The 23,153-nt window shown below is 64.5% G+C and carries 20 protein-coding genes; 8 read left to right on the plus strand and 12 right to left on the minus strand.

The window, feature by feature from the left end; translation table 11 throughout:
• The first annotated feature begins 146 nt into the window (after positions 1-146).
• On the plus strand, positions 147-395 hold the full coding sequence (locus AT302_RS20910; RefSeq protein ID WP_058375663.1) for a hypothetical protein: 249 nt from the start codon (positions 147-149) through the stop codon (positions 393-395).
• A 36-nt stretch (positions 396-431) separates the two neighbouring features.
• Here AT302_RS20910 and AT302_RS20915 read toward each other — a convergent pair whose 3' ends face one another.
• The 8 genes from AT302_RS20915 to AT302_RS20950 all read right to left on the minus strand — a co-directional run bounded on the left by AT302_RS20915 (position 432) and on the right by AT302_RS20950 (position 11,980).
• Complete coding sequence (locus AT302_RS20915) at positions 432-1,646, minus strand: CmpA/NrtA family ABC transporter substrate-binding protein (protein ID WP_058375664.1); 1,215 nt, start codon at positions 1,644-1,646, stop codon at positions 432-434.
• Positions 1,647-1,655: 9 nt separating this feature from the next.
• Positions 1,656-2,249, minus strand: coding sequence for an ANTAR domain-containing response regulator (locus tag AT302_RS20920; protein WP_058375665.1), 594 nt, complete (start codon positions 2,247-2,249; stop codon positions 1,656-1,658).
• 160 nt (positions 2,250-2,409) lie between these two features.
• A complete protein-coding gene (cobA, locus tag AT302_RS20925) occupies positions 2,410-3,159 on the minus strand; it encodes a uroporphyrinogen-III C-methyltransferase (RefSeq protein WP_058375666.1) in 750 nt (249 codons plus the stop codon).
• 81 nt (positions 3,160-3,240) lie between these two features.
• Positions 3,241-6,018, minus strand: a complete 2,778-nt coding sequence (locus AT302_RS20930) for a nitrate reductase (protein WP_058375667.1) — start codon at positions 6,016-6,018, stop codon at positions 3,241-3,243.
• A gap of 43 nt (positions 6,019-6,061) precedes the next feature.
• The gene (gene nirD, locus AT302_RS20935; RefSeq protein WP_058375668.1) at positions 6,062-6,442 is read right to left on the minus strand and encodes a nitrite reductase small subunit NirD; all 381 of its coding nucleotides are present in this window, start codon (positions 6,440-6,442) and stop codon (positions 6,062-6,064) included.
• 10 nt (positions 6,443-6,452) lie between these two features.
• Positions 6,453-8,945 carry a nitrite reductase large subunit NirB gene (nirB, locus tag AT302_RS20940; RefSeq protein WP_058375669.1) on the minus strand — a complete coding sequence of 831 codons (2,493 nt, stop codon included), beginning with the start codon at positions 8,943-8,945 and terminating at the stop codon, positions 6,453-6,455.
• A 341-nt stretch (positions 8,946-9,286) separates the two neighbouring features.
• Complete coding sequence (locus AT302_RS20945; RefSeq protein WP_237171981.1) at positions 9,287-10,747, minus strand: MFS transporter; 1,461 nt, start codon at positions 10,745-10,747, stop codon at positions 9,287-9,289.
• Positions 10,748-10,810: 63 nt separating this feature from the next.
• Positions 10,811-11,980: an acyl-CoA dehydrogenase family protein gene (locus tag AT302_RS20950; protein ID WP_058375670.1), complete on the minus strand. Its 1,170-nt coding sequence runs from the start codon at positions 11,978-11,980 to the stop codon at positions 10,811-10,813.
• Positions 11,981-12,299: 319 nt separating this feature from the next.
• On the opposite strand from AT302_RS20950, the gene AT302_RS20955 reads away from it, so the two are divergent.
• Genes AT302_RS20955 through AT302_RS20975 form a run of 5 tightly spaced genes read left to right on the plus strand, consistent with a single transcriptional unit; the run spans position 12,300 to position 17,528 of the window.
• On the plus strand, positions 12,300-12,773 hold the full coding sequence (locus tag AT302_RS20955) for a MarR family winged helix-turn-helix transcriptional regulator (protein WP_058375671.1): 474 nt from the start codon (positions 12,300-12,302) through the stop codon (positions 12,771-12,773).
• A 3-nt stretch (positions 12,774-12,776) separates the two neighbouring features.
• Complete coding sequence (locus AT302_RS20960) at positions 12,777-14,777, plus strand: FUSC family protein (protein ID WP_058375672.1); 2,001 nt, start codon at positions 12,777-12,779, stop codon at positions 14,775-14,777.
• Positions 14,774-14,983, plus strand: coding sequence for a DUF1656 domain-containing protein (locus tag AT302_RS20965; RefSeq protein WP_058375673.1), 210 nt, complete (start codon positions 14,774-14,776; stop codon positions 14,981-14,983). The genes AT302_RS20960 and AT302_RS20965 overlap by 4 nt, the downstream gene beginning before the upstream one ends.
• Positions 14,980-15,996 carry an efflux RND transporter periplasmic adaptor subunit gene (locus AT302_RS20970; protein WP_058375674.1) on the plus strand — a complete coding sequence of 339 codons (1,017 nt, stop codon included), beginning with the start codon at positions 14,980-14,982 and terminating at the stop codon, positions 15,994-15,996. The genes AT302_RS20965 and AT302_RS20970 overlap by 4 nt, the downstream gene beginning before the upstream one ends.
• Before the next feature lie 17 nt (positions 15,997-16,013).
• Positions 16,014-17,528, plus strand: a complete 1,515-nt coding sequence (locus AT302_RS20975; RefSeq protein ID WP_064675124.1) for an efflux transporter outer membrane subunit — start codon at positions 16,014-16,016, stop codon at positions 17,526-17,528.
• 291 nt (positions 17,529-17,819) lie between these two features.
• Here the strand turns inward: AT302_RS20975 and AT302_RS20980 are convergent, their stop codons facing one another.
• The 3 genes from AT302_RS20980 to AT302_RS20990 form a co-directional block, all read right to left on the minus strand.
• Positions 17,820-18,083 carry a DUF4148 domain-containing protein gene (locus tag AT302_RS20980; RefSeq protein ID WP_058375676.1) on the minus strand — a complete coding sequence of 88 codons (264 nt, stop codon included), beginning with the start codon at positions 18,081-18,083 and terminating at the stop codon, positions 17,820-17,822.
• Between the two features lie 310 nt (positions 18,084-18,393).
• Positions 18,394-19,161, minus strand: coding sequence for an autoinducer binding domain-containing protein (locus AT302_RS20985; protein WP_064675125.1), 768 nt, complete (start codon positions 19,159-19,161; stop codon positions 18,394-18,396).
• A 135-nt stretch (positions 19,162-19,296) separates the two neighbouring features.
• Positions 19,297-20,190 carry a LysR family transcriptional regulator gene (locus AT302_RS20990; protein WP_058375678.1) on the minus strand — a complete coding sequence of 298 codons (894 nt, stop codon included), beginning with the start codon at positions 20,188-20,190 and terminating at the stop codon, positions 19,297-19,299.
• 124 nt (positions 20,191-20,314) lie between these two features.
• Here AT302_RS20990 and AT302_RS20995 point away from each other — a divergent pair, with 124 nt between their 5' ends.
• Positions 20,315-21,490, plus strand: a complete 1,176-nt coding sequence (locus AT302_RS20995; RefSeq protein WP_058375679.1) for an MFS transporter — start codon at positions 20,315-20,317, stop codon at positions 21,488-21,490.
• Here the strand turns inward: AT302_RS20995 and AT302_RS21000 are convergent.
• The gene (locus tag AT302_RS21000) at positions 21,402-22,343 is read right to left on the minus strand and encodes a LysR family transcriptional regulator (protein ID WP_058375680.1); all 942 of its coding nucleotides are present in this window, start codon (positions 22,341-22,343) and stop codon (positions 21,402-21,404) included. The genes AT302_RS20995 and AT302_RS21000 overlap by 89 nt on opposite strands.
• Positions 22,344-22,466: 123 nt before the next feature.
• Between AT302_RS21000 and AT302_RS21005 the strand changes: the two genes are divergently transcribed.
• Positions 22,467-23,063: a nitroreductase family protein gene (locus tag AT302_RS21005; RefSeq protein WP_058375681.1), complete on the plus strand. Its 597-nt coding sequence runs from the start codon at positions 22,467-22,469 to the stop codon at positions 23,061-23,063.
• The last annotated feature ends 90 nt before the right edge of the window (positions 23,064-23,153 follow it).

Consider the following 23,153-nt stretch of genomic DNA (forward strand, 5'->3'; position numbering starts at 1 on the left):
GCAGTCATGTTGCGAGTCGGGAGGAGGCGCCCGCACCCGCAAAGCTTCCGGCGTACTCTCGAGTGCGCCGGTTTCAGTTGAACACCCCCTGCCGTCTCCATGAAGTGCGCCGCGAGTGCGGTGCGCTCGCGCCACACACGACGGTCATGACAAAAAAAATCGCATTAGCGGCCTTCCTCGCAGTACCCGGATCTTTCGCGATTCTCGCGCTGGTCTGCCTGCACCCGACGCTCCGGCGCGAACTCGCCCGGGCCGCTGGCCTTGAGCCGGTGTTCGCCAACCTCTCGCGCCAGCTCGTACTGGTGGCGCTGGTTTGCCACCTGCACTTGCATCACCACACGGGGATGCGCGCCTTCTGCACGTCGGGCGGCGACTGCGACGCCTTCGCACGCTAAGCGCGCTAAGCGTCCGAAGCGCCCACAAACACTAGTTCAGGCCGGCTTCACCCGAATCGGAAAGCCCTCGACATAGTCACGAAGATCCGCGCCCGGTCCCCAAGCGGCTTCGTCCCAGACGCGGCCATCGCATAGCACTTCGCGCACGGGGGCATCCACAACGGGCACGCCTTCAGCTCGCGCAGCCGCCTCGTAAAGCCCGATCTGATTGACCTGCGCCGCGATGTGCGCCGCCTCGGCCAGCGCGTCGTCGCCAATCATTGCCCAGCGGCGATATTGCGAAATGAACCACATCCCGTCCGACAGGCGCGGATAAGTCACCGCGCCATCGTCGAAGAAGCTCACCGGCAACAACGCGTGCCGGCCCTGCAATTTGCCGAAGTCGCCGAGCAGCCGAGCGGCGATCAGGTCGCGCGGCGCGCCGACCCACGCCGGTTCGGCCAGCCACCCGGCGGCCTCTTCCCGGTGCCCCGGCATATCGAGCCACCGGCATGCACTGAGTAGCGTTCGCACAAGGGCCAGCGCCGTATTCGGGTAGCGGGTCACGAAATCTCGTCGGCAAGCGAGCACCTTCTCCGGATGATTCGGCCAGATGTCGCTCGACACCGCGACCGTACGCCCCAGTTCGCGCGCCTGTGCCACGGCGTGCCACGGCTCACCGCAACAGAAACCGTCCAGCCCGCCCTCCTCCATCGCCGCCACCATATGGGCGGGCGGAATCACGATGCGCGCGATCTCCGAGAGCGGATCGATACCCTGCGCCGCAAACCAGTAATTGAGAAACATCGCGTGCGTGCCGGTCGGAAACGTCTGCGCAAACACCGGCGTGCGCCCGAGCGTGCCCAATGCCTCGCGCAAGCTCCCGGTCTGCGTCATCGCCTCCGCCAGCGACGGCGTCACCGTCACGGCCTGACCATTACGATTGAGCACCATGAGCACGGCCATGTCCTCGCGCGGGCCACCGATACCCAATTGCACGCCGTACACCAAGCCATACAGCGAATGCGCGGCATCCAGCTCGCCCGTGAGCAGCTTGTCGCGCACGGCAGCCCACGACGACTCGCGGCTCAATTCCAGCGTCAGCCCATGCTCGTGCCCCAGCTCCAGCCGCTTGGCGACCACCAGCGGCGCAGCGTCCGACAGCGCCACGAATCCCACGCGCAAGTGACGCTTCTCTGGCGCGCCCCCCGATGCTGCACTCAGCGTGTCAGCGCGCCCTGCGCCGAAATCCTTCCATGTTGACGTCGACATGAGCAGTGTCTATCCCAGTAATTCGGCAATCGAGACGAGCTGGCGCGCCACTTCGACGAGCTTCTCGCCCTGATCCATTGCCCGTTTGCGCAGAAGGGCATAGGCCTCCTGCTCGGAAATCTTGCGCCGGTCCATCAGCAGACGCTTGGCCCGGTCGATCAGTTTGCGGTCGGCCAGTTCGCTCTCGGCCTTGGTCAGCCGTGCACGCAACTTCTCCTCGTGCGCAAAGCGGGCCAACGCCACTTCGAGAATCGGTGCCAGCCGGTCAGCGGCGAGCCCTTCCACCGAATACGCCGTCACGCCGGCATCGACGGCGGCGCGAATCAGCGACTGGTTGCCGTCGGCAGAGAACATCAACACGGTGCGCGGTGCTGCCGCGTTCATGACAGCCAACTGCTCCAGCGTGTCGCGCGAGGGCGATTCGGTATCGATGATGATGACGTCCGGGCGCTCGCTCTCGACCACGCGCGGCAACGCCTGCGGCTTGGCCACTTCGGCGAGCATCTCGCAGCCCAGACGCGCGAGCGCCGCCCTCAAGTCGCCAATCGGCTTGTCGGTATCGGTCACGAGCAGCACGCGCAATACGCCAGCCGCGCCACTCACGCCACCCACGCCGGCAGGCGCAGCAGCAGATGTGGCGGGAGCGGCTATCGGTGACGTGTCGGCGGGGGAAGCGCGATCCCCGGTATCCGGTCGTTTTGGCAAGATCGTGGGGGCCAAGGGTTAGGGGGAAATCTAGGTATCGGTAGTATAGGCACGCCAATCAGGCGGCGATGGCGATGGTGTCCACGCTCGATGCGAGTGCCGCCTCACCGACCGCGCCGCCAACGAGCAAAATGGCTGGACTGGCGAAATCGCCCGCCCGCACGTCCTGTGCCAGACAGCCCAGCGTCGTCAGCAAGCGCCGTTCGTGTGCCGTGCCCGCCCACTGCACGGCCGCTGCCGGTGTTGCGGCGTCGAGATGCGCGAGCAGCGTCGCACACAGGCCTTCGACCCGCTGCACGCCCATGTAGATCGCCAGCGTCGTGCCTGTCGCGGCCAGTGCCGTCCAGTTCGGCGCCGTGCCGTCCTGCCGGTGCGCGGTGACGAAGGTCACGCCCGCGCAATGATCGCGGTGCGTGAGCGACATGCCGAGCCCGGCCGCCGCCGCAAAGGCCGCCGACACGCCGTTGACGATGTCCACCGGCACGCCAGCACGCCGCAACGCGCTCATTTCTTCCCCGGCCCGGCCGAACATCAGCGCGTCGCCCCCTTTCACGCGCACCACATGCGCGCCGCGCCGGGCCATCCGGCACATCAGCCGTTCGATGAACGCCTGCGGTGTGGACCGGCAGCCGCCTCGCTTGCCCACGGCAATCACGCGGGCCTGCGGCGCGAGGGTGACGATTTCCGGGTTGGCCAGATCGTCGACCAGCAGCACGTCGGCCTCGCTCAGCACCCGCGCGGCGCGCAGCGTGAGCAGATCGAGCGCGCCGGGGCCCGCACTGAGCAGGGTAACTTTGCCGAGCTTCATGATCGTTCTCCGTCAATTCTTCCACGTCCTGTTGGTGAGGTACTGCGCACGCTGGCGAGCGTTATGTCGAAGTCATGTCAATCACACGGCTCCGGCCGTGGCCGAGGGTTCCACTGCGAACGACGGCGCCTTCGATGCCACACACATGCGCTGCAACTCCGGCACGCACGATCCACAGACCGTGCCGCAGCCGAGCGTCGCCTTGAGTTTTGATACGTCTGCGCCAGAGGCAATCGCCGCAGCGATGCTCGACGCATTGATCTGCTTGCACTGACACACCGTACGGTCGCGCGCGGCACTGAGCGTCGCGGCGCTGTCGGCCACAAACACGGCGTGACGCGCCCGCGTCCACGGCGTGCCCTCGCGCACCCGCGCGAGCAACGATGCCGATCCCGCCACATCCGCTTCGCTCCCGGCCACGAGCACGCCCTCGATCACGGCGTCTCGCCATGCGACTCGCTTTGTCATGACCCGGCGCGCGTCGCGGTATTCGAGCAACGCTTCGTCTCGGGGCAGCCCCAGCGCGGTATGCAGCCGTTCAAGCCAGTCGGCATCGGCCTGATCGTCGGCAGCCGAGACCACTACGCGATCGTCGCCTTCGAGCCGCACCGTCGCGAAACGACGCTCGGCCAGCAACGGCTGCACCGCCGCGTGCAGTTGCAGCGCATCGCCGCGACGCACCGCCGACACGCGCCACGGCAACGTCAGCGGATCGACCCGCACGGCCGCATGCTTCAATTCGGGCTGTTTCGAATACTTGTCGACGGCGCCCGTCGTCGTGTCGTTGACACCGCCGCCACCAAGAAACTGGCCGCTCCAATGCATCGGCACAAAGACCGTGCCCGACGCTACGTCGTCGCTCACGGCGAGCATCAACACGCGCTCGCCGCGACGGCTGGACAGCCGTACGAAGTCGCCCGCGCGCAAGCTGCGCCGTGTGGCGTCGGTCGGATGCATCGTCAGCGTGGGCTCAGGGGCGTGTTCGAACAACTGCCCGACGCGGCCCGTGCGGCTCATGCCGTGCCACTGGTCACGCAGCCGTCCGGTAATCAGCCGGAACGGATGACGCGCGTTGATCGGCTCGGCCACCGGCTGGTACTCGAACGCGTGAAAGCGCGCACGGCCATCGCTCGTGGCAAACGCGCCGTCTTCATAACGACGCGCCTGCCCTTGCGAGGCTCCCGCCGGAAACGGCCATTGCTGCGGGCCCTGTTGCTCGAGCATCGCGTAGTCGATGCCGCCAATATCGAGATCGCGGCCGAGCGTCAGTGCGCGATGCTCGTTGAAGACCGCTTCCGTCGAATCGAAGACAAATCGCTCCACCGGCACGTCGAGCTTCGGCGCAAGACGACGCGCCACTTCGCTCGCAATCCACCAGTCGGCGCGTGCCGCCCCCGGCGCGTCGACCGCCGCACGCACGCGCGAGATACGCCGCTCCGAGTTGGTCACCGTGCCCGCCTTTTCGCCCCAACTGGTAGCGGGCAGCAGCACGTCGGCGTAAGGCACGGTGTCGGTCTGATGGAAGGCTTCCTGCACCACGACGAACTCTGCGGCATTGAGCGCTTCGCGCACCCGTGCGCTGTCGGGCATCGAATGCACGGGGTTCGTGCAGGCGATCCAGATGGCTTTGATGCGTCCGTCGCGCACGGCGTCGAACATCTCGACGGCTGGCAGACCGGGGCGATCGGAAAGCCCCTGCATGCCCCACAACTGTTCGACTTCCGCACGATGGGCCGCATTGCCGATATCGCGATGCGCGGCGAGCATCGTTGCCAGCCCGCCGACTTCGCGACCGCCCATGGCGTTGGGTTGCCCGGTGAGCGAGAACGGGCCCGCACCCGCACGCCCGATCTGACCCGTTGCCAGATGCAGATGAATCAACGCCAGATTCTTTTCCGTGCCGTGGCTCGACTGATTGAGGCCCATGCAATACAGCGACAGCGCCGCCGGGCTCTCGCCGAACCAGTCCGCCGCCTGACGCAACGCCGATTCCTCGATGCCACACACATCCGCGACGAGTTGCGGCGGATAGGCGCGCAGGATTTGCTTGAGCGCGTCGAACCCCTCGGTGTGCGCATCGATATAGCGGCGGTCGATGCGCCCTTCCCAGATCAGGTGATGCAGCATGCCGTGGAACAACGCCACGTCGGTGCCGGGCACGATGGACAGATGCAGGTCCGCCATCGCAGCCGTATCGGTGCGGCGCGGGTCGACCACGATCCAGCGAATCGACGGATCGGCCGCCCGGGCCGCCTCCAGCCGGCGAAACAGCACCGGATGCGCATACGCCATGTTGCTGCCCGCGAAGATCACCGTTTTCGCCGCTTCGAGATCCTCGTAGCACGTGGGCGGGCCATCGGCACCGAGCGCCATCTTGTACGCGCTCACGGCGCTCGACATGCACAGCCGCGAGTTCGTATCGATGTTATTGGTGCGCACCAGCCCTTTCGCGAGCTTGTTGAAGACGTAATAGTCCTCGGTGAGCAGTTGCCCCGACACGTAAAACGCCACGGCGTCGGGTCCATGCTCGCGGATGATGTCGGCGAAGCGCGACGCGACCGTGCCGAGCGCGTCGTCCCAAGTGGCGGGGATACGTACCGCGTCGCGCGACGTGCGCAGCTCGGGCATGAGCACACGCCCGGCCAGCGACTGCGCGGTGAGCGGCAGCGTCATGCCTTTGCTGCACAGGCGTCCGTAATTGGCCGGATGTGCCGGGTCGCCCTGCACGCCGACAATGCGCTCGCCATCGCTTTCGACCAGCATGCCGCAGCCCACGCCGCAGTAGCAGCAGGTCGTCTTCGTGATCGTCGTCACGGCAGGCGTCGCGATGGACGTGGAAGCAGGGGTCAGCAGATTCATGACGGACTCCGGCGCGGACATGGTGTGGGGTGCCCTGTAATGCTCAGACGGTGGCCGACACGTCGGCATCCGCTGGCGTGTTGACTGTCGCGTCACTTGTATCGTCGAACGACAACAACACGTCGCTGCCGTCGAGCCGAACGGCGAAGCGCTCCGCACAGCCCACATCGGGCGCACAGGCCTGCCCCGTCGCGAGATCGATGTTCCACGCGTGCAGCGGGCACGTCACACGCTCGCCATGAACAATGCCCTGCGAGAGCGCACCGCCCTTGTGCGGGCACTTGTCGCGCAGCGCGAAGACCTTGTCGCTCTCGGTGCGAAACAGCGCAATGTTGCCGTCAGGATGCGGCAACACACGCGTGCCCAGACGCGGAATCGCATCGATGTCGCACACATGCAGCCAGATAGGTTGAGACATTTCCATGGCGTCGTCCTCAGGCGGTGGCAGGGGCAGCCGCAGATTTCACGGCGACCGGTGTGATGGGAATGACCGGCTTGAGCGGCACATACTCATTCGCCTGCTTGCCGTCGATACGCGCTTGCCACGGGTCGGGCAGACCATCGAGTGCATAGAGCAACCGCTCAAACAACGCGCGACGATTGGCCGCGTCGTGCACCACGCGTTGCTTCACGTAATCGAGTCCTACCCGCGCGAGGTAGTGCACCGTGCGATCGAGGTAGTAGGCTTCTTCGCGATACAACTGAAGAAACGCGCCGGTGTATTCCTTGACCTCTTCGGCCGTCTTCACCTTGACGAGAAACTCGGCCACTTCCGTCTTGATGCCACCGTTGCCGCCCACATACAGTTCCCAGCCCGAGTCGACGGCGATCACGCCCACGTCCTTGATGCCCGCCTCGGCACAATTTCGCGGACAGCCCGACACGGCCAGCTTCACCTTGTGCGGCGACCACATGTTCGCGAGCATGGTCTCCAGATCGATGCCCATCTGCGTGCTGTTCTGCGTGCCGAAGCGGCAAAACTCGCTGCCCACACACGTCTTCACGGTGCGGATCGACTTGCCGTAGGCGTGTCCGGACGGCATGCCCAGATCACGCCACACGCTTACGAGGTCTTCCTTCTTCACGCCGAGCAAGTCGATACGCTGCCCGCCCGTGACCTTGACCATCGGAATCTGGTACTTGTCCGCGACGTCGGCGATGCGGCGCAGCTCACTTGCGTTCGTCACACCGCCCTTCATCTGCGGCACGACCGAGAACGTGTTGTCCTTCTGGATGTTGGCGTGCACACGCTCGTTGACGAAGCGGCTTTGCGGATCGTCCACGGCTTCCTTGGGCCACGTGCTGAGCATGTAGTAGTTGAGCGCCGGACGGCAGGTCGCGCACCCGTTGGGCGTGCGCCATTCGAGAAAATCGTAGGCCGCGCGATGCGACGTCAGCCGATGCTCGCGCACGGCGCGACGCACGTCGGCATGCGACAGGTCGGTGCAGCCGCAGATCGCCTTTTCTTTGGGTGCCGCGTCGTAAGTCGAGCCCAGCGTGCTCATCAGAATCTGCTCGCACAGCCCGGCGCATGAGCCGCACGAGCTGGCCGCCTTGGTGTGCTTCTTCACGTCATCGAGCGTGAAGAGTCCCTTCTCGGTGATGGCCTTCACGATGGTGCCCTTGCACACACCGTTGCAGCCACATACCTCATCGGTATCGGCCATGCCCGCGGCGCGGCTTTGCCCTTGCGTGCCGACGTCGCCCACGCTCGATTCACCGAACATGATGCTGTTGCGCAACTCACCCAGCGCGCGCCCTTCGCGCAGCAGCTTGAAGTACCACGCACCGTCGGCGGTGTCGCCGTACAGGCAGGCGCCGACGAGTTTGTCGTCGCGAATCACGAGCTTCTTGTAGACGCCACCGGCCGGGTCGGACAACACGATTTCTTCGGTGCCGTCCCCGCCCAGAAAATCGCCTGCCGAAAACAGATCGATGCCGGTGACCTTGAGCTTGGTCGAGAGCACCGAGCCGCGATAGCTGCCGATGCCCATCAACGCGAGGTGATTCGCGCAGACCTTGGCCTGTTCGAACAGCGGGGCGACGAGGCCGTAGGCCACGCCGCGATGGCTCACACATTCACCGACCGCGTAGATGCGCGGGTCGTAAGTCTGGAGCGTGTCGGAGACGACAATGCCGCGCGAACAGTACAAGCCCGCCGCTTCGGCGAGCGTCGTGTTCGGGCGAATGCCGGCCGCCATCACGACCAGATCTGCCGCGATCTCTTCACCATTGGCAAAGCGCACCGCGCGCACGGCACCGGTCGCACCGTCGTCACTGTCGCCGAGAATCGCCGCCGTCTGATGCGACAGCCGGAACGTCAGGCCGCGTGCTTCCAGCGACTGCTGCAACAACTTGCCCGCCGTGGCATCGAGCTGGCGCTCAAGCAACGTCTCGGCCAGATGCACCACCGTGACTTCCATGCCGCGCAGCTTCAGACCGTTGGCCGCTTCCAGACCGAGCAGGCCGCCGCCGATGACCACCGCGTGACGCTTGACGCGAGCGGTCTCGATCATGGTTTCGGTATCGCGAATGTCGCGATAACTGATCACGCCATCGAGATCCTTGCCCGGCACCGGCAGGATGAACGGGCTCGATCCGGTTGCGATCAACAGGCGATCGTAAGGCGCTTCGGTGCCATCGGCACAGCGCACGACGCGGCGCGGGCGGTCGATTTGCGTGACCTCTTTGCCCAAGTGCAGCGTGATGCCCTTCCCGGCATACCAATCGAGCGGGTTGAGCACGATGTCGGCGAACGCTTGTTCACCCGCGAGCACCGGCGAGAGCAGGATGCGGTTGTAGTTCGGATGCGGCTCCGCCCCGAACACGGTGATGTCGTATTGATTCGGCGCGATCTCCAGCAGCTCCTCGAGCGTGCGGATACCGGCCATGCCATTGCCGATGACGACCAGACGAGGTTTGCGCATGTTGACAGCTCCTGTGGCAGCGCCCGAAAAACAAAACGGCGTCCGTCCGTGCCGCAGCACGGAGGGACGCCGTTGTCCGTTGGGTGCAACGCAGGCTTGCCCCTGACGTCGCACCGGTATCAATGCTCGCGACGCCTTTGCCGCTAGCGCTAGTGCTTACGCAACAAGCATGCCAGCGGGCGCACGGTCATCGGCAAAGCGTTGCCGGATAAGGCAGGAGGGGGGGAATACCACCGGGAGCGAGTCAAGAGGCAGAGGCTGCGTGCTGCACCGCAGCAGTGCACGATCCGGTTCGCCCGCACCACGATGACGCGGGCGAACCACGATGCGGCACGCCTTGATCAGCGAACCGTCCGGGGCGAATGTCCGCTGACTTGTGCGCCGGCATCGGCCGGAAGGCGCGCGCCATCGATCAAGCCGAGCAACGCCAGCGCGCCCATCACGACAAACGTCCAGCGGAAGCTTGCCGCGCTGTAGGGCGTGGCACCGGCCACTTCGGTCATCTTGAGCACCAGCGCGCCGAGCGCGATGCCCAGCCCCGAGGTCATCTGCTGCAACGCTGAGAAGAGGGTCGATGCCCCGCTCATGTCGTCGGGCGGCACGTCGGCAAAGCCCATGGTCGCCAACGTCGTGAACTGCACCGAACGGCAGATACCGCCGAAGAGCAGTACGAGCGCACTGATCCAGAGCGGCGTCGTTGCCGTGAGCAGCGCACACAACGCGAAGCCGATCGCCACAAGCACGCCATTACCGAGCAGCACGCCACGAAAACCGAAGCGCCGCATGATCGGTGTCGTGGCGGGCTTGATCCCGAGGTTGCCCGCGAACAGCGCCAGCATCAGCAACCCCGACGTCACCGCGCTCATGCCGAACGCTAACTGAAACATGAGCGGCAGCAGAAACGGCGCGCTGCCGATGGCAATCCGGAATAGCGAACCGCCCCAGACCACCACCGCGAATGTCTGCACCCGTATCGCGCCCAGATTGATGAGCGGATGCGGTGTGCGAAGGAAGTGCCGCACCGACCACACCATGGCGACGCCGCCCACGACGAGACAACCGATCGCCATCGGCCAGTCCGCCGGTGTGCGGCTGGCCAGCTCCACGCCGAACATCAGCGCACTCGCGCCGACCCCGCTCGCGACGAAGCCCGCAAAGTCGAACGGCTTGCGCTGACCCGGCGACGGCTTGACCAGCCACAACGCCGCAGCGAACGCAGCGATGCCCAGCGGCACGTTGATGAGGAAGATCCAGTGCCAGCTCCACGTCGACGAGATGAAGCCGCCCAACGCGGGCCCAAGTACCGGCGCGGCAAGCCCGGGCCATGTGATGGTGGCGATGGCGCGAACGAGCGCCGGTTTGGGGGTGTTGCGCAACACGACGAGCCGTCCGACGGGCACCATCATCGCGCCTGCCAGCCCTTGCAGCACACGGCACACGGTGAACATGTCGAGGCTGGTGCTCATCGCGCACAGCACCGAAGCGAGCGTGAACAAGGCAATCGCCGACGGGAATACGCGGCGCGGCCCGAGCCGGTCAGCCAGCCATCCACTCGCGGGGATAAACGCAGCGAGTGCGACCAGATAGGCCGACAAGCCGATGGAAAGCGCGGAAGGGGCAACCCCGAAGTCGTGCGCCATGGCGGGCAGCGACGTGGTGATAATCGTCGCGTCGAGGTTCTCCATGAAGAAAGTCGACGCGACGAGCAACGGCAAGGCCGTTTGCGACACCGTCCGGGCGGGTTGTGCCGGCGGCTGGGGTGTTGATGGCGATTGCGGGCCTTGCGATAACGGGTCGGACACGACGGCAGCTCTTGGGGGCAGCGAACGCCAGCGAGTGTATCAGGGCGAATGCCGCCTGAAACGTCAATCGTCCTGCATCAATGCGCGGCCGATAATCAGTTGCTGAATCTGCGTCGTGCCTTCGTAAAGACGCAGCAGGCGCACGTCGCGATAGAAGCGCTCGACCTTGTACTCGTTGATATAGCCCGCGCCGCCATGCACCTGCACGCCGCGATCGGCCACGCGCCCGACCATTTCGGTACAGAACAGCTTGGCGCACGACGCCAGCATGCTCACTTCGGCGTCGCGCTTGCCCGCCGGTTTCGCGTCGTATCGATTCGCACAGTCCTGCACCATCGACCAACCGGCATAAAGCTCGGCCTGACTGTCGGCCAGCATGGCCTGCACCAGTTGAAAGTCGCCGATGCGTTGCCCGAACTGCTTGCGCTCGCGCGCATACGCTACGGCTTCGTTGAGAATGCGCTGTGCCATGCCGCAGGAGAGCGCCGCCACATGCAGGCGGCCGCGATCGAGCACCTTCATGGCAGTTTTGAAACCCTTGCCCGCCTCGCCGCCGATGATATTGGCTGCCGGCACGCGCACGCCGTCGAGCACCACGTCGCAGGTCTTCGTGCCACGCTGCCCCATCTTCTTGTCGGGCTTGCCGAGCGAGAGCCCCGGGGTGTCGGCGGGCACGATGAACGCCGAGATGCCGCCTGCGCCCTCGCCGCCCGTGCGCGCCATCAGCGTGAACGCCCCGGCGCGCGGCGCGTTAGTGATGAAACGCTTCACGCCGTCGATGACATAGGTGTCGCCGTCGAGCACGGCACGTGTCTTGAGTGCGGCGGGATCGGACCCGGCATCGGGCTCCGTCAGCGCGAACGACATGACCAGATCGCCACTCGCCACGCGTGGCAGCAGGTCGCTTTTCTGCGCGTCGGTGCCGTCCATCAGAATGCCTTGCGAGCCGATGCCGACGTTGGTGCCGAAAACCGAGCGAAACGCCAGCGACGTCTGACCGAACTCATAGGCCACGCGCACTTCCTGCGCCATCGACAAGCCGATGCCGCCGTACTCCTCGGGAATCGACAGGCCGAAGAGGCCCATCTCCTTCATGTCCTCGACCAGCGCGGCAGGCACTTCGTCGTCTTCTTCGACGTCGTTCTCGGCGGGCACAAGCCGCTCGCGAATAAAACGTTGCACGGTCGCGAGCAGCAGCGCGAACGATTCGCTATCCAGTCCTTTCGATGTCATAAGCCGTGTTTCCTGAGTGCCTGTGGCGCCATTTTAGTGTCTGTATCTTACCCGCGGGCGCGGGCGGTGACAGGTCAATAGCAAGCCCGGGGGATACCGGCAGAAGGCCATTCACACCACGTCTCCCACCGCCGAAATTCCCGTTTCTCAAAAATAAAACAGCCCCGCAGCACGAAATCGGCGCGTTGCGGGGCCGTTTCGTTACCTCGCGCGCAAGGCTAAAAACCAATACCAGCAAGGACTTACGGGTATTCCTTCGTCTGGAGCAATACCGTATTAACTAGCATCCTAATTATTAGTTAACATATAATCTTTCTCCATGACCTCCCTAGAATCGCTCCGCTTCGCTTTCACCAGCCACCTGTTGCTGGCCGGTAAGCAGTGGCGCCAGTTATCGCAAAGCGCAATCGTCGAGTACGGCATTTCTGCCGCCAGCGCCGGGCCGCTGCTGTTCATCCGCCGTCTTGGCCAGGGTGTGCGTCAGGTCGAGCTTGCCGAATATGTCGGGCTCGAAGGCGCCTCGCTGGTACGGCTGCTCGATCAGTTGTGCGCCGCCGGGCTCGTGCTGCGCGAAGTCGATGCCAGCGACCGGCGCGCCAACGCGCTGCGGCTGACGGAGGCCGGCGAAGCGCTCGCCGAAAAGCTCGAAATCGAACTCAGCCAGTTGCGCGCGAAGGTTTTCGCCAACGTGCCCCGCGAGGATTTCGAAGCGGTGTTGCGCGTGTTCGAAATCCTCTCCAGCGCGACGGGTCCCGATGCGACCATTCTCGCGATGGTGCCCCCCAAGAAGTAAACCGTGTTCAATTGGCCATCCTCACGCGACTGGATTTTCTCGATCAAGGCGTTTGTCGCCTCGATGCTGGCGCTCTACATCGCGCTCGCGCTCGGCCTGCCACGCCCTTACTGGGCGATGGCCACGGTCTACATCGTGTCGCATCCGCTCACGGGCGCCACGCGCTCCAAGGCCCTGTACCGGGTGCTGGGCACGCTGCTCGGCGCAGCCGCATCGATCGTCTTCGTTCCCGCGCTGGTCAATACGCCTGAATTGCTGATGGCCGCGGTCGGCCTGTGGACCGGCACGCTGCTCTATATTTCGTTGCTCCATCGCTCGCCGCGCAGCTATGTGTTTTTGCTCGCGTCGTACACGCTGCCGCTGATTGCTCTGCCTGCGGTGGGGACACCCGACGGTATCTTCGACATCGCCGTGGCGCGCTCGGAAGAGATCATTCTCGGCATCGTCTGTGCGAGCGTCGTCGGCGCGGTCATCCTGCCCACCAGCGTGGCGAAGGTATTGCACGATCGCTCGGGCCGCTGGCTGGTCGATGCCGCGCGCTGGACCATGGACATGCTCTCGGCCGACCCCGACGGCAAGGCCTCGCGCCACATGAGCCGCCACCGGATGGCGGCCGACATTCTGGCGCTCGATCAATTGATCAGCCAGCTTTCGTACGACGCCGACACATCGGCGCGTGTACGCGATGCGCAAGAACTGCGCGGGCGCATGACGATGATGATGCCGGTGCTCTCGACCGTCGCATCGCTGGTACAGACGCTTCGCCAGCACCCGCAAGGGGCCCCGGAAGCGCTCGAAGCCAAGATGGCCGACGTGGTCGCATGGCTGCGTCAGGGCGCCCCGTCACCAGCGCCTGCCCATCTGCTCAAGCCGGCGGCATTGCCCGGCGAGGCCTCCGACTGGTATGCCGCGCTCGTCTCGGCGACCGAAGACCGCCTGCGCTCGCTCGTGCAGTTGTGGCAGGACTGCGTGTCGCTGCAACGCCGCTTCGGCCAGACCGACGACGCGCCCGAGTGGAAACCGGCGTTTCCGTATTGGGAACTGGGCGGTGCGCGCCACTACGACCACGGCTTGCTGCTGTTCTCGACCATATCGGCAGCGTTGTGCACGTTCCTGATGGGCATGGCGTGGATATATACGGGCTGGAACGATGGTGCTGCGGGCGTCTCGCTCGGTGCCGTGGCCTGCTGCTTCTTTGCGGCGATGGACGAGCCAGCCCCTTTCATCCGCTCGTTCTTCTGGGCGACGGCCGTGTGCGTGGTGTTCGCTGCCGTGTACGTGTTCTTCATCCTCACGAACGCGCACGACTTCGGTCTGCTGGTGGCGATGTTTGCCGTGCCGTATCTGTTGCTCGGCACGTTCATCCCGCAGCCGCGCTTCACGATGGTGGCGATGCTCGTTGCCGTGAATACGGCGAGCTTCGTCGGCATTCAGGGCGGCTACAGCGCCGACTTCTCGGCGTTCTTCAACAGCAACATCGCGGGGCTTGCCGGCGTGCTGTTCGCGCTGCTCTGGACCTTGCAGACGCGCCCGTTCGGCACACGCGTGGCGATGCGGCGGCTGATTCATTCGAGCTGGCGCGACATTGCGAAGAACGCCGTCGGCCGCTCGGTTGCCGAACACGGCCGCCTGCGTGCGCGACTGCTCGACCGGCTCGGTCAACTGGTGCCGCGACTCGCCGCCAGCGAGAGCGAGACGTCAAGCGACGGCTTTACCGAAGTGCGCGTCGAACTCTCGGCGCTGGCGTTGCAGCGAGAGCTGCCGCATCTGAACTCCTCGCAGCGCGATGCCGTACAGGCCGTGCTCACCGACGTGGCGCGCTTTTATCAGTCGCGACTCGACGAACAAGTGAGCCAGCCCGACACCACGCTGCACGACAAACTGCTGGGCGCTGTGCGCTCGTTGGTGGCCCATAGCGATCAGGCCTCGCGCAGCGCGCGCGCCTCGCTCATGGACATCCACATTGCGCTGTTCCCGGCCACACGACCTGAGAGTGCCCAATGAGCGGAGAGATCGACATCTACGGCGTATTCGTGCCGATGCTGCTGGCCCTGATGATCGTGGCCTTCGTGCTGACAGGTGCGCTGCGCTTCGTGCTCGCGCGCACCGGCTTTTACAAGCTGGTCTGGCACCGTTCGTTATTCAACCTTGCTGTGTACATCATTGCGCTGGGCGGCATTGTCGCTATCGTGCGCGCCTGCCAATCATGAAACTGAAACTTCGCTCCCTTGGGCCCGTCATCCTGACGCTCGCCGTCTCGGTCGTTGCGGTCTTTGTTCTCCTGCACCTGTGGGACTACTACACCGTCGCCCCGTGGACCCGCGACGGCCGCATCCGTGCCGACATCGTGCAGGTGGCGCCCGACGTCTCCGGCCTCATCACCGATGTCGAGGTCAAGGACAACCAGCCCGTGCATCGCGGCGACCTGCTGTTCGTGATCGACCGCGACCGCTACACACTGGCGCTGCAACAGGCCGAAGCCAACGCCGCCGCGCTGCGCGCCACGCTGGCCCAGTCGCGTCGCGAAAACGCTCGCAATCATCAACTGACGGAAGTCGTCGCGAAAGAAGTCGTCGAAGCCGGTCAGGCCAAAGTCGAGTCGGGTGAAGCTGCGGTGGCGCAAGCCAATGCCGCCGTGCAACTCGCCAAGCTCAATCTCGAACGCACTCGCGTGCTGGCACCGGCCGACGGTTATCTGAACGATCGCCTGCCGCGCGTGGGCGACTACGTGAGCACGGGCCGTCCGGTGCTCTCGATGGTCGACGCGAATTCGCTGCACGTGGAAGGTTATTTCGAAGAAACAAAGATGCGCGGCATTCACATCGGCGACAAGGTTGAAGTGCGCCTGATGGGCGAGCGCCACGTGCTGCACGGTCATGTGCAGAGCATCGTCGCCGGTATCGAAGACCGCGACCGCACCAGCGGCGCGTCGATGCTGCCGAACGTCAACCCGACGTTCAACTGGGTGCGTCTTGCCCAGCGCATTCCGGTGCGCATTGCGCTCGACGATGTGCCCAAGGACATGCGGCTCGTCGCCGGCCGCACCGCCACCGTGACGGTCGTGGAAGCGCAGGGCCATAAATCGAAAGAGGGATCGAAAGAAGGATCGAAAGAAGGCAATCCGTCAAAGTCCGCCGCGGCCGCCGAGGCGACTGACAGCGCTGCGCACACCACCGTTGCCGCCGCGCGCTCGACCGGTTCCCTTCAGGGAGCACAGCAGTGAAAACCAGATTGATCTTGATGAGTGCGGTGGCTGCGGCCACGGCACTCGTCGCGGGCTGCACCACCGTCGGTCCCGACTACCATCTGCCAGAGAACTCGGTGATGCGCTCGGCGCAAGCCAATGGCCCGATCGCGACGGCCAACCAGCGCGCCGTGTCGATCGGCGAGGTGCCGGACGACTGGTGGCAACTCTATGACGACCCGAAGCTTGACGCGCTCGTGAAGCAGGCCCTCGCTGCAAACACCAACGTGCGCGTGGCCGTGGCCAACGTGCAGCGCGCGATTGCGATGTATCACGAGGTCGAATCGGAGAATCTGCCGCAAGGCGGCGTCGAAGCCAACGCAGCGCGCGCGCAGCTTTCGGGCGAGAGTTTTCTTCAGGAAGAAAAGCTGCCGGTGATCAATCTTGCCGCCGCAGCGCTGTCGATTTCATATCAGATCGACTTCTTCGGCAGACTCGCCCGTGCGGATGAAGCCGCGCTCGCCGCCGCCGAAGCCAGCCACGCGGCACTCGATGTGGCCCGCGTCAGCGTGGCCGCCGAAACCGTGCGCGCCTACGTGCAAAGCTGCGCGGCCAATCACGAATTCGACATCGCCAACGATCAACTGAAGTTGCAGGAAAAGAGTGTGGCGATCACGCGCAAGCTCGTCGACGTCGGCCGCGATCAGCCGACCGATCTGTTGCGCGCACAGTCGCAGGCCGACACGCTGCGCGCCGCCCTGCCCCACTTCAAGGCACAACACGAAGCCGCCACGTACCGGCTCGCCGTGATGCTCGGCAAGGTGCCGGGCTCGCTCGATCCGAAGGTGACCGAGTGCCGTCAGATTCCGCAACTCAAGCAGGCGCTGCCCGTCGGTGACGGTACGGCACTGCTCAAGCGCCGCCCCGACGTGCGTCAGGCAGAGCGCGAACTGGCCTCGGCCACGGCCAAGATCGGCGTAGCCACGGCAGACTTGTATCCGACCATCCGTATCGGGGCGTCGGTCGGCGCCAGCGGCATGCTCGAACACTTCGGGCAGGGCCGTACGGAACAGTGGAGCGTGGGACCGATGATCTCGTGGTCGCTGCCGACCAACGGCGTGCGCGCCCACATCAAGGGCATGGAAGCCGGCGCGGATGCGGCGCTCGCGCACTTCGACGGCGTGGTGCTCAAGGCCTTGCAGGAAACGCAGACGTCCCTGTCGGCCTACACCCACGAACTCGAACGCGACGACGCCCTGCGCGATGCCCGCGACAAGTCGAGTCTCGCGGCGGATCAGAATCGCAGGCTGTATCAGGCCGGGCGCGCGCCGTACCTCACGAGTCTCGACGCCGATCGCACGCATGCCAGTACGGAAGCCGCACTGGCCGCCTCGCAGACACAAGTCGCCATGGATCAGATCAACCTGTTCCTCGCCCTTGGCGGTGGCTGGCAGTCGAGTGCCGCTAACGATGCGACTTCACTGGCAGAATCGCATGCGAAGCACGAGAAGGGGGAGGAGGGGGAGAACGCGCAGAGCGCCCCCGAGGCACCGGTCGTCAAGACAAACTGAGCCGACCGGGAAAGCCCGACGCAGCCGGACGCAAAAAAGCGGATGTTGTCGCAAGACACATCCGCTTTTTGTTTGACTGGGTTTGCCTAGGATTGCGTAGGCCGCAAACACCGGGCCCCAGAAACACACAAGCCCCGTCGGGAACGAATCCTCGGGCGGGGCTGTGGTAAGTGACGCGGTACGGCGTCGGGTGGATTCGCGCGGCGCGGGCGGGACGGAAAGGTCAGGCGGGCCGTCGGCGAATCGGGGGCAACTAACAGCGGGTCAAACTGACAACGTAGGCTTGCGTGCTTAGTTGGTCATCGGTTGCGTTGCGACACCTTGCTGTGCGGCTTCAATTTCGGCCGTACGTTTTTGCAGTTGAATCGACTGTTCATAGGTGTACGGGAAGTTGAATTCCGTCACCGGCGACAGACCGAGTTCGCGAGCCGCTTGCAGTTCAGCGCGCACATGCGCACGCGTCACACCACCCGTTTGCGTCTGATCAGCAAATGCCGAACCGGCGGCCATGGCAAAGCCAACGAGCGCGACGGCAGTCAACAGGTTCTTTTTCATGGAAAACTCCTTTTATCGTTAATTTGACGCTCAGGGAGCGAAAACCGCATGCGAGCCAGCTTTCGTCCTGAGTAAATTATAGTTTTCCCCTAGCAATGAGCCAGCCCGATTGCGACAACACACTGTTTCGCAAAAGCTGTTAAATCAGGGCGAATTAACCGATAAATGGCGCCGGAATGGCGAACAAGCGACGGCGAGATGGCATCGATCTCTCGAAGATCGAGCCATTTCATCCCGTGGGAATTGGAAAGCGGTGTTTCCGGGGAAATGCGATGGAATTCAGGGCGATGAATCAACGCCGCCCATGAATTCAGGGGGCAATTAATCCGCTGCTAATGGCGGCGGCAATTGCCTGATGGCGATTGACGGCACCCAGCTTGCGCTTGGCGTTATTGATGTGGAACGTCACGGTGTGCTCGGAGATCTTCAGAATCAGGCCGATTTCCCATGCCGTCTTGCCGCGCGCCGCCCACAACAGACTTTCGATTTCGCGAGGACTCAACTTGCCCGCACTGCGGCTGGCCACCCACTGCATGTCGAGTTGCTGCACCGCCTGATGGAAATACAGCGCGCCCAGATAAATCTCGCCCATCATGCGCGCTTCGTGTTCGGCGCACTCGTCCGGCGATTGCGAGGTTGCCGCCGTGAAAATCGCACGCTCGCCGGCCGCACCGTACAGCGGCACGGTCACACCGCAGCCGAGTCCGTGCTCACGCGCATCCGCGAAAATCGGATGTGGCCGTTTCTGTGTGAGAAACGAGCGCCAGAGAATCGGCAGCGGCGACAGGTTTGCGGCGATGAGCACCGGGTCGACTTCCGCGTAGCCGGCCACTTGATAGCGCTCGATCCACGCGCCCGGAAACGTCGTGAAGATGTGCCGGCTCGGCATGCCCTCGGCGGTAATGCGCTCGTCGCCCGCGTGAAACGCCGCCGCCTCGCGCTCGCGGCGCGGCAGCAACGGTGCGTAGAACAGCGCGTGATAACCCAGTACGTGCGTCAGTTGCTGAAATTCTGCGTCAAGCGCCTCGACCGAGCGGGCGCTGAGGAGCCCCTCATATCGGTAAAGATTGTGATGCATTTCCAATTGCACTTTCTTGTTAAATGCCGATGTTGGCGCATTGTAGTCCGAGCTTCGCATTTTGCGGATAGTTTATTTTGAGCAGTAAAACAACACGCCCCATTGACGTGGACTGCCAATTATTAACATGCGACATCATGTCGCGCTGCCCAGACCTTCCAGCGCTTGCAACACGCGGCGCAAACCGGGCGCGAGCGGTTTATCCTGCCGTACGACAATCGCCAGCGTGCGCGAGAGTTCCGGCGTCAACGCGGCAATGCGCAGGCCTCGTCGATGGTGCGCGGCGCTCACGGCCATGCGCGGCACGATGCTGTAGCCGAGCCCTGCGGCGACCATTTCCTTGATGGCTTCGATGCTGCCGAGTGCCATTACCGGACGCACGCGCAACCCCGCTTGCAAAAACCACTCATCGATCAAAAGCCGCGTGCTGCTGCCGGTTTCGAACGCCACCATCGGCATGGCGGCCAGCGCATGCGGCGTCACTTCCTCGGGCCAGTCTTGTGCGCCCAACGCGCCGATCGCGACGAACTCGTCGCGCAACACCGGCGTGATATGCAAGCTGCGTCCGGCGGCCGGCAACGTCACCAGTCCCACGTCGAGACGGTTCTCCGTTACGGCTGCTAAAACATCGTCGGTATTGCCGGTGCTCACACGAATGTCGAGCGCCGGGTGGCGCTTACGCATCGTTCGCAGCATGGGCGGCAGCAGGTGAATGCACGCCGTGGCACCGGTGCCGATGGCGACCTCTCCTGCGATGCCCTCGGCATGTGTGGACAATGCCTGCAAAGCCTCTTCGACGACCGCGTCGATACGCCGTGCATGTTCGAGCAATGTGAGTCCGGCCGACGACGGCTTGAGTCGCTTGCCCACGCGCTCGATCAGGCGCACGTTCAAACGGTGCTCCAGTTGCCGCACCTGAAGGCTGACGGCCGGTTGCGAGAGATCGAGGCGATCGGCAGCGGCGGAGAAACTCCCCGCATCGATGACCTCGGCAAAGGTATGAAGTTGATCCAGATTCAGGCGGCGCATCTCAAAGTTTCCCTTATGGATCGAATAAGATGCCAAGACTTTACCAAGAGATGGGCTGCGCGCACCATGACAGCCTCCCCCGGCCCTTCGTTGCTGCCCGTCCCGGCATGCGCCCTACATCATCATGCCCACCGTCGTCACGCTAGGCCTCGCGCAACTTATCAACTGGGGCGTGAGCTTCTATCTGCCCGGCGCCTTTGCCTGGCGCATCGTGCAGACGACTGGCTGGGCGCAGACGGTCGTATTTGCCGGCCCATCGCTCGCCATGCTGGTCATGGCCGCTGTCTCGCCGTATTCGGGCCGTTGGCTTGAGCGCTTCGGTGGCCGGCGCGTGATGTGTGCCGGCACGCTCATCTGCTCCACAGGCTGCGCGGTGCTCGCCACCAGCACGACGCTCGTGCAGTTCTACGGCGCGTGGTGCCTGCTTGGCGTCGGCATGCGATTGTCGCTTTACGATGCCGCTTTCGCGACGCTCGCCGCGCTTTATGGCGCTGCCGCGCGCCGGCCGATGACACAGATCACGTTGATGGGCGGGCTTGCCACGACCGTGTTCTGGCCGCTGGGCAATTGGCTCGGTGATGCGTGGGGATGGCGCGCGGGGGTGTGGGTGTATGGCGGGTTCGGTCTGATCGCGTGGGGTTTGTTGTGCAGCCTGCCGCCGACGCCGCCCCGTGCGGCCACGGCAGGTGAGACGCACAGGGCATCGACAGCCTTGCCGTGGCGCCCCGCCCTGCTCTACGGCAGTGTCATGGCGCTGGTGTCGATCTTGTCGTCGGGACTCGCCGCCCATCTGACCGCATTGCTCGGCGCACAAGGGCTGCCCGTCGGTCTCGCCGCGCTATGGGGGCTGGGGCAAGTGTGTGCGCGCATGCTGGAGTGGCTGCAACCGCGTCAGACTAGCGCGGTGAAGCTGAACGTCATCGTCGGATTCGGCTTGCCGTTGTGCTTCGCGCTGGGACTGGCGGGCATGTCGTCGCTCGTGGTGGCGGCCGTGTTCATCTTCGCGTACGGCGCACTCAACGGGCTGGCCACCCTGCTGCGCGCCAGCCTGCCGCTGGAACTCTTCGCACCCGGCGCCTATGCCCGTGCGCTAGGCACGTTGCTGACGCCCGCCTTTGCCTTCTCCGCTATCGCCCCTTGGGGCTATGCACTAGCGCGCGAGCAATGGGGCGATCTCGCCATTCTCTGGGTATCGCTCGGTATCGGCCTGCTTATCGCGTGCGCGGCAGTAGCGTTGCTGCGTCAGGCGCAGCGAGCGCCTGCTCCACAAACACCCGCAGAAACTCGATCCACGATTTGACCTTCGCGTCGAGATACAGCCGCGAGGCATAGACGGCGTACACGTTGGTGCCCTGCAATTCATAGTCGGGCAGCACACGCACCAACGCGCCGCTGCGCAACGCGGGCAACGCCGAGAGCAACGGCACCGGGCCCACGCCGCAGCCGCTGATCAGTGCGGCCGCCAGCGAGTCGGCCGTATTCACGCGCAGACGCCCTGCGGGCACGGGGATCTTCACGCGCCCGTCGGGGCCTTCGAAATGCCAGTGATCGACGGAATAGTGCGGCGCGATGAGCCGTACTTGCGTGTGCTGTGCCAGTTCGTCCAGTGAGCCCGGCACACCATTCATCTCAAGATAGAGCGGCGCGGCGCACAGCACCGATGCCATGCGGCAGATACGCGTCGAGACGAGGCCGGAATCGGGCAACTGCGCCGTTGCCAGCCGCAGCGACACGTCGATGTTCTGTTCGAGCAGGTCAGGCACCCGCGACGACAGAATGAGATCGGCCTGCACGTCGGGGTGTTGCTCAAGAAATCGCGCCAGTGCGGGGATGACGAACACTTGCCCAAAGCTGGCAGGCGCGTGCAGACGCAGCGTGCCGCTCGGCGCAGCGCTTGCGGCCCCGGCCTCCGCTTCGGAGTCTTCAACCATCGAGAGAATCTCGCGGCAACGCGCGAGATAGCGATGGCCGGCATCGGTCAGCGCCAGCTTTCGCGTCGTGCGATGAAGCAGGCGAGTGCGCAGATGCGCTTCGAGTTCCGAAACCGCTTTCGAGGCTTGTGGCGTGGTCATGTCGAGCGCACGCGCCGCACCGGCAAAACTTGCCGCATCGGCCACGCGCACGAAGATCCGCATGTTCTTGAGGGTGTTCATGGAGCGTCATGATATATGCACGTGCTCCGATATTGGTTGGGATCGGTGCGCCGGCTTGGTATCCTAGCGCCCCGTTAGTCCAGCTTCATCCTTCGACTCCCCTTTGCCTACGAGACTCTCCGTATGACCGACACGACGCCCCGCCAAGCCGACCATCCGATCGACCCGCAATTCGTGGCCCGCTGGTCGCCGCGCGCGTTCACCGACGAAACGCTGCCGGAAGCCACCCTGAACACGTTCTTCGAAGCCGCCCGCTGGGCGCCGTCGGCCTACAACGCGCAACCGTGGCGCTTTGTGTATGCCCGTCGCGGCACGCCGCACTGGGAACAGTTCGTCGGCTTTCTCAACGAATTCAACCAAAGCTGGGCCAAGCACGCGGCCGCCATCGTCATCGTGATCTCGAAGTCGACGCTGACGCCTCCGGGCTCGCAGCAGGAAGTGCCGGCACCGACGCACGCGCTCGACACGGGCGCCGCGTGGGGCTACCTCGCCCTGCAAGCCTCGCTCTCGGGCTGGGCAACGCACGCCATGGCCGGCATCGAACACGACAAGATCCGCAACGAACTCGACCTGTCGTCGAAGTACACGATCGAAGCCGCCGTCGCCATCGGCCGCCCGGGCGACCCCGCCACGCTGCCGGAAGGCCTGCGTTCGCGCGAAGTGCCGAGCCCGCGCGAGCCGCTCGCGAAGATTGCTGCGGAAGGCCGCTTCGCGTTCTAAAGCGCATCGCCTGATGTAAAAAACCCCGCCGGGTCTTTCGAACCGGCGGGGTTTTTCTTTGACAGCGACTTACTGACCGCAAATCAGCCG

It is taken from the genome of Pandoraea norimbergensis, from assembly GCF_001465545.3.
Lineage (GTDB): Bacteria > Pseudomonadota > Gammaproteobacteria > Burkholderiales > Burkholderiaceae > Pandoraea > Pandoraea norimbergensis.

Bases quoted from the DNA above. Each gene is read 5' to 3' on its own strand.
- AT302_RS20990 (WP_058375678.1), bottom strand. From the start codon at position 20,190: ATGCGCCGCCTGAATCTGGATCAACTTCATACCTTTGCCGAGGTCATC.
- AT302_RS20915 (WP_058375664.1), bottom strand. From the start codon at position 1,646: ATGTCGACGTCAACATGGAAGGATTTCGGCGCAGGGCGCGCTGACACG.
- AT302_RS20970 (WP_058375674.1), top strand. From the start codon at position 14,980: ATGAAACTGAAACTTCGCTCCCTTGGGCCCGTCATCCTGACGCTCGCC.
- AT302_RS21005 (WP_058375681.1), top strand. From the start codon at position 22,467: ATGACCGACACGACGCCCCGCCAAGCCGACCATCCGATCGACCCGCAA.
- nirD (WP_058375668.1), bottom strand. From the start codon at position 6,442: ATGGAAATGTCTCAACCTATCTGGCTGCATGTGTGCGACATCGATGCG.
- AT302_RS20965 (WP_058375673.1), top strand. From the start codon at position 14,774: ATGAGCGGAGAGATCGACATCTACGGCGTATTCGTGCCGATGCTGCTG.
- AT302_RS20980 (WP_058375676.1), bottom strand. From the start codon at position 18,083: ATGAAAAAGAACCTGTTGACTGCCGTCGCGCTCGTTGGCTTTGCCATG.
- AT302_RS20995 (WP_058375679.1), top strand. From the start codon at position 20,315: ATGCCCACCGTCGTCACGCTAGGCCTCGCGCAACTTATCAACTGGGGC.
- cobA (WP_058375666.1), bottom strand. From the start codon at position 3,159: ATGAAGCTCGGCAAAGTTACCCTGCTCAGTGCGGGCCCCGGCGCGCTC.
- AT302_RS21000 (WP_058375680.1), bottom strand. From the start codon at position 22,343: ATGAACACCCTCAAGAACATGCGGATCTTCGTGCGCGTGGCCGATGCG.
- AT302_RS20950 (WP_058375670.1), bottom strand. From the start codon at position 11,980: ATGACATCGAAAGGACTGGATAGCGAATCGTTCGCGCTGCTGCTCGCG.
- AT302_RS20910 (WP_058375663.1), top strand. From the start codon at position 147: ATGACAAAAAAAATCGCATTAGCGGCCTTCCTCGCAGTACCCGGATCT.
- AT302_RS20955 (WP_058375671.1), top strand. From the start codon at position 12,300: ATGACCTCCCTAGAATCGCTCCGCTTCGCTTTCACCAGCCACCTGTTG.
- AT302_RS20930 (WP_058375667.1), bottom strand. From the start codon at position 6,018: ATGAATCTGCTGACCCCTGCTTCCACGTCCATCGCGACGCCTGCCGTG.
- AT302_RS20985 (WP_064675125.1), bottom strand. From the start codon at position 19,161: ATGCATCACAATCTTTACCGATATGAGGGGCTCCTCAGCGCCCGCTCG.
- nirB (WP_058375669.1), bottom strand. From the start codon at position 8,945: ATGCGCAAACCTCGTCTGGTCGTCATCGGCAATGGCATGGCCGGTATC.
- AT302_RS20975 (WP_064675124.1), top strand. From the start codon at position 16,014: ATGAGTGCGGTGGCTGCGGCCACGGCACTCGTCGCGGGCTGCACCACC.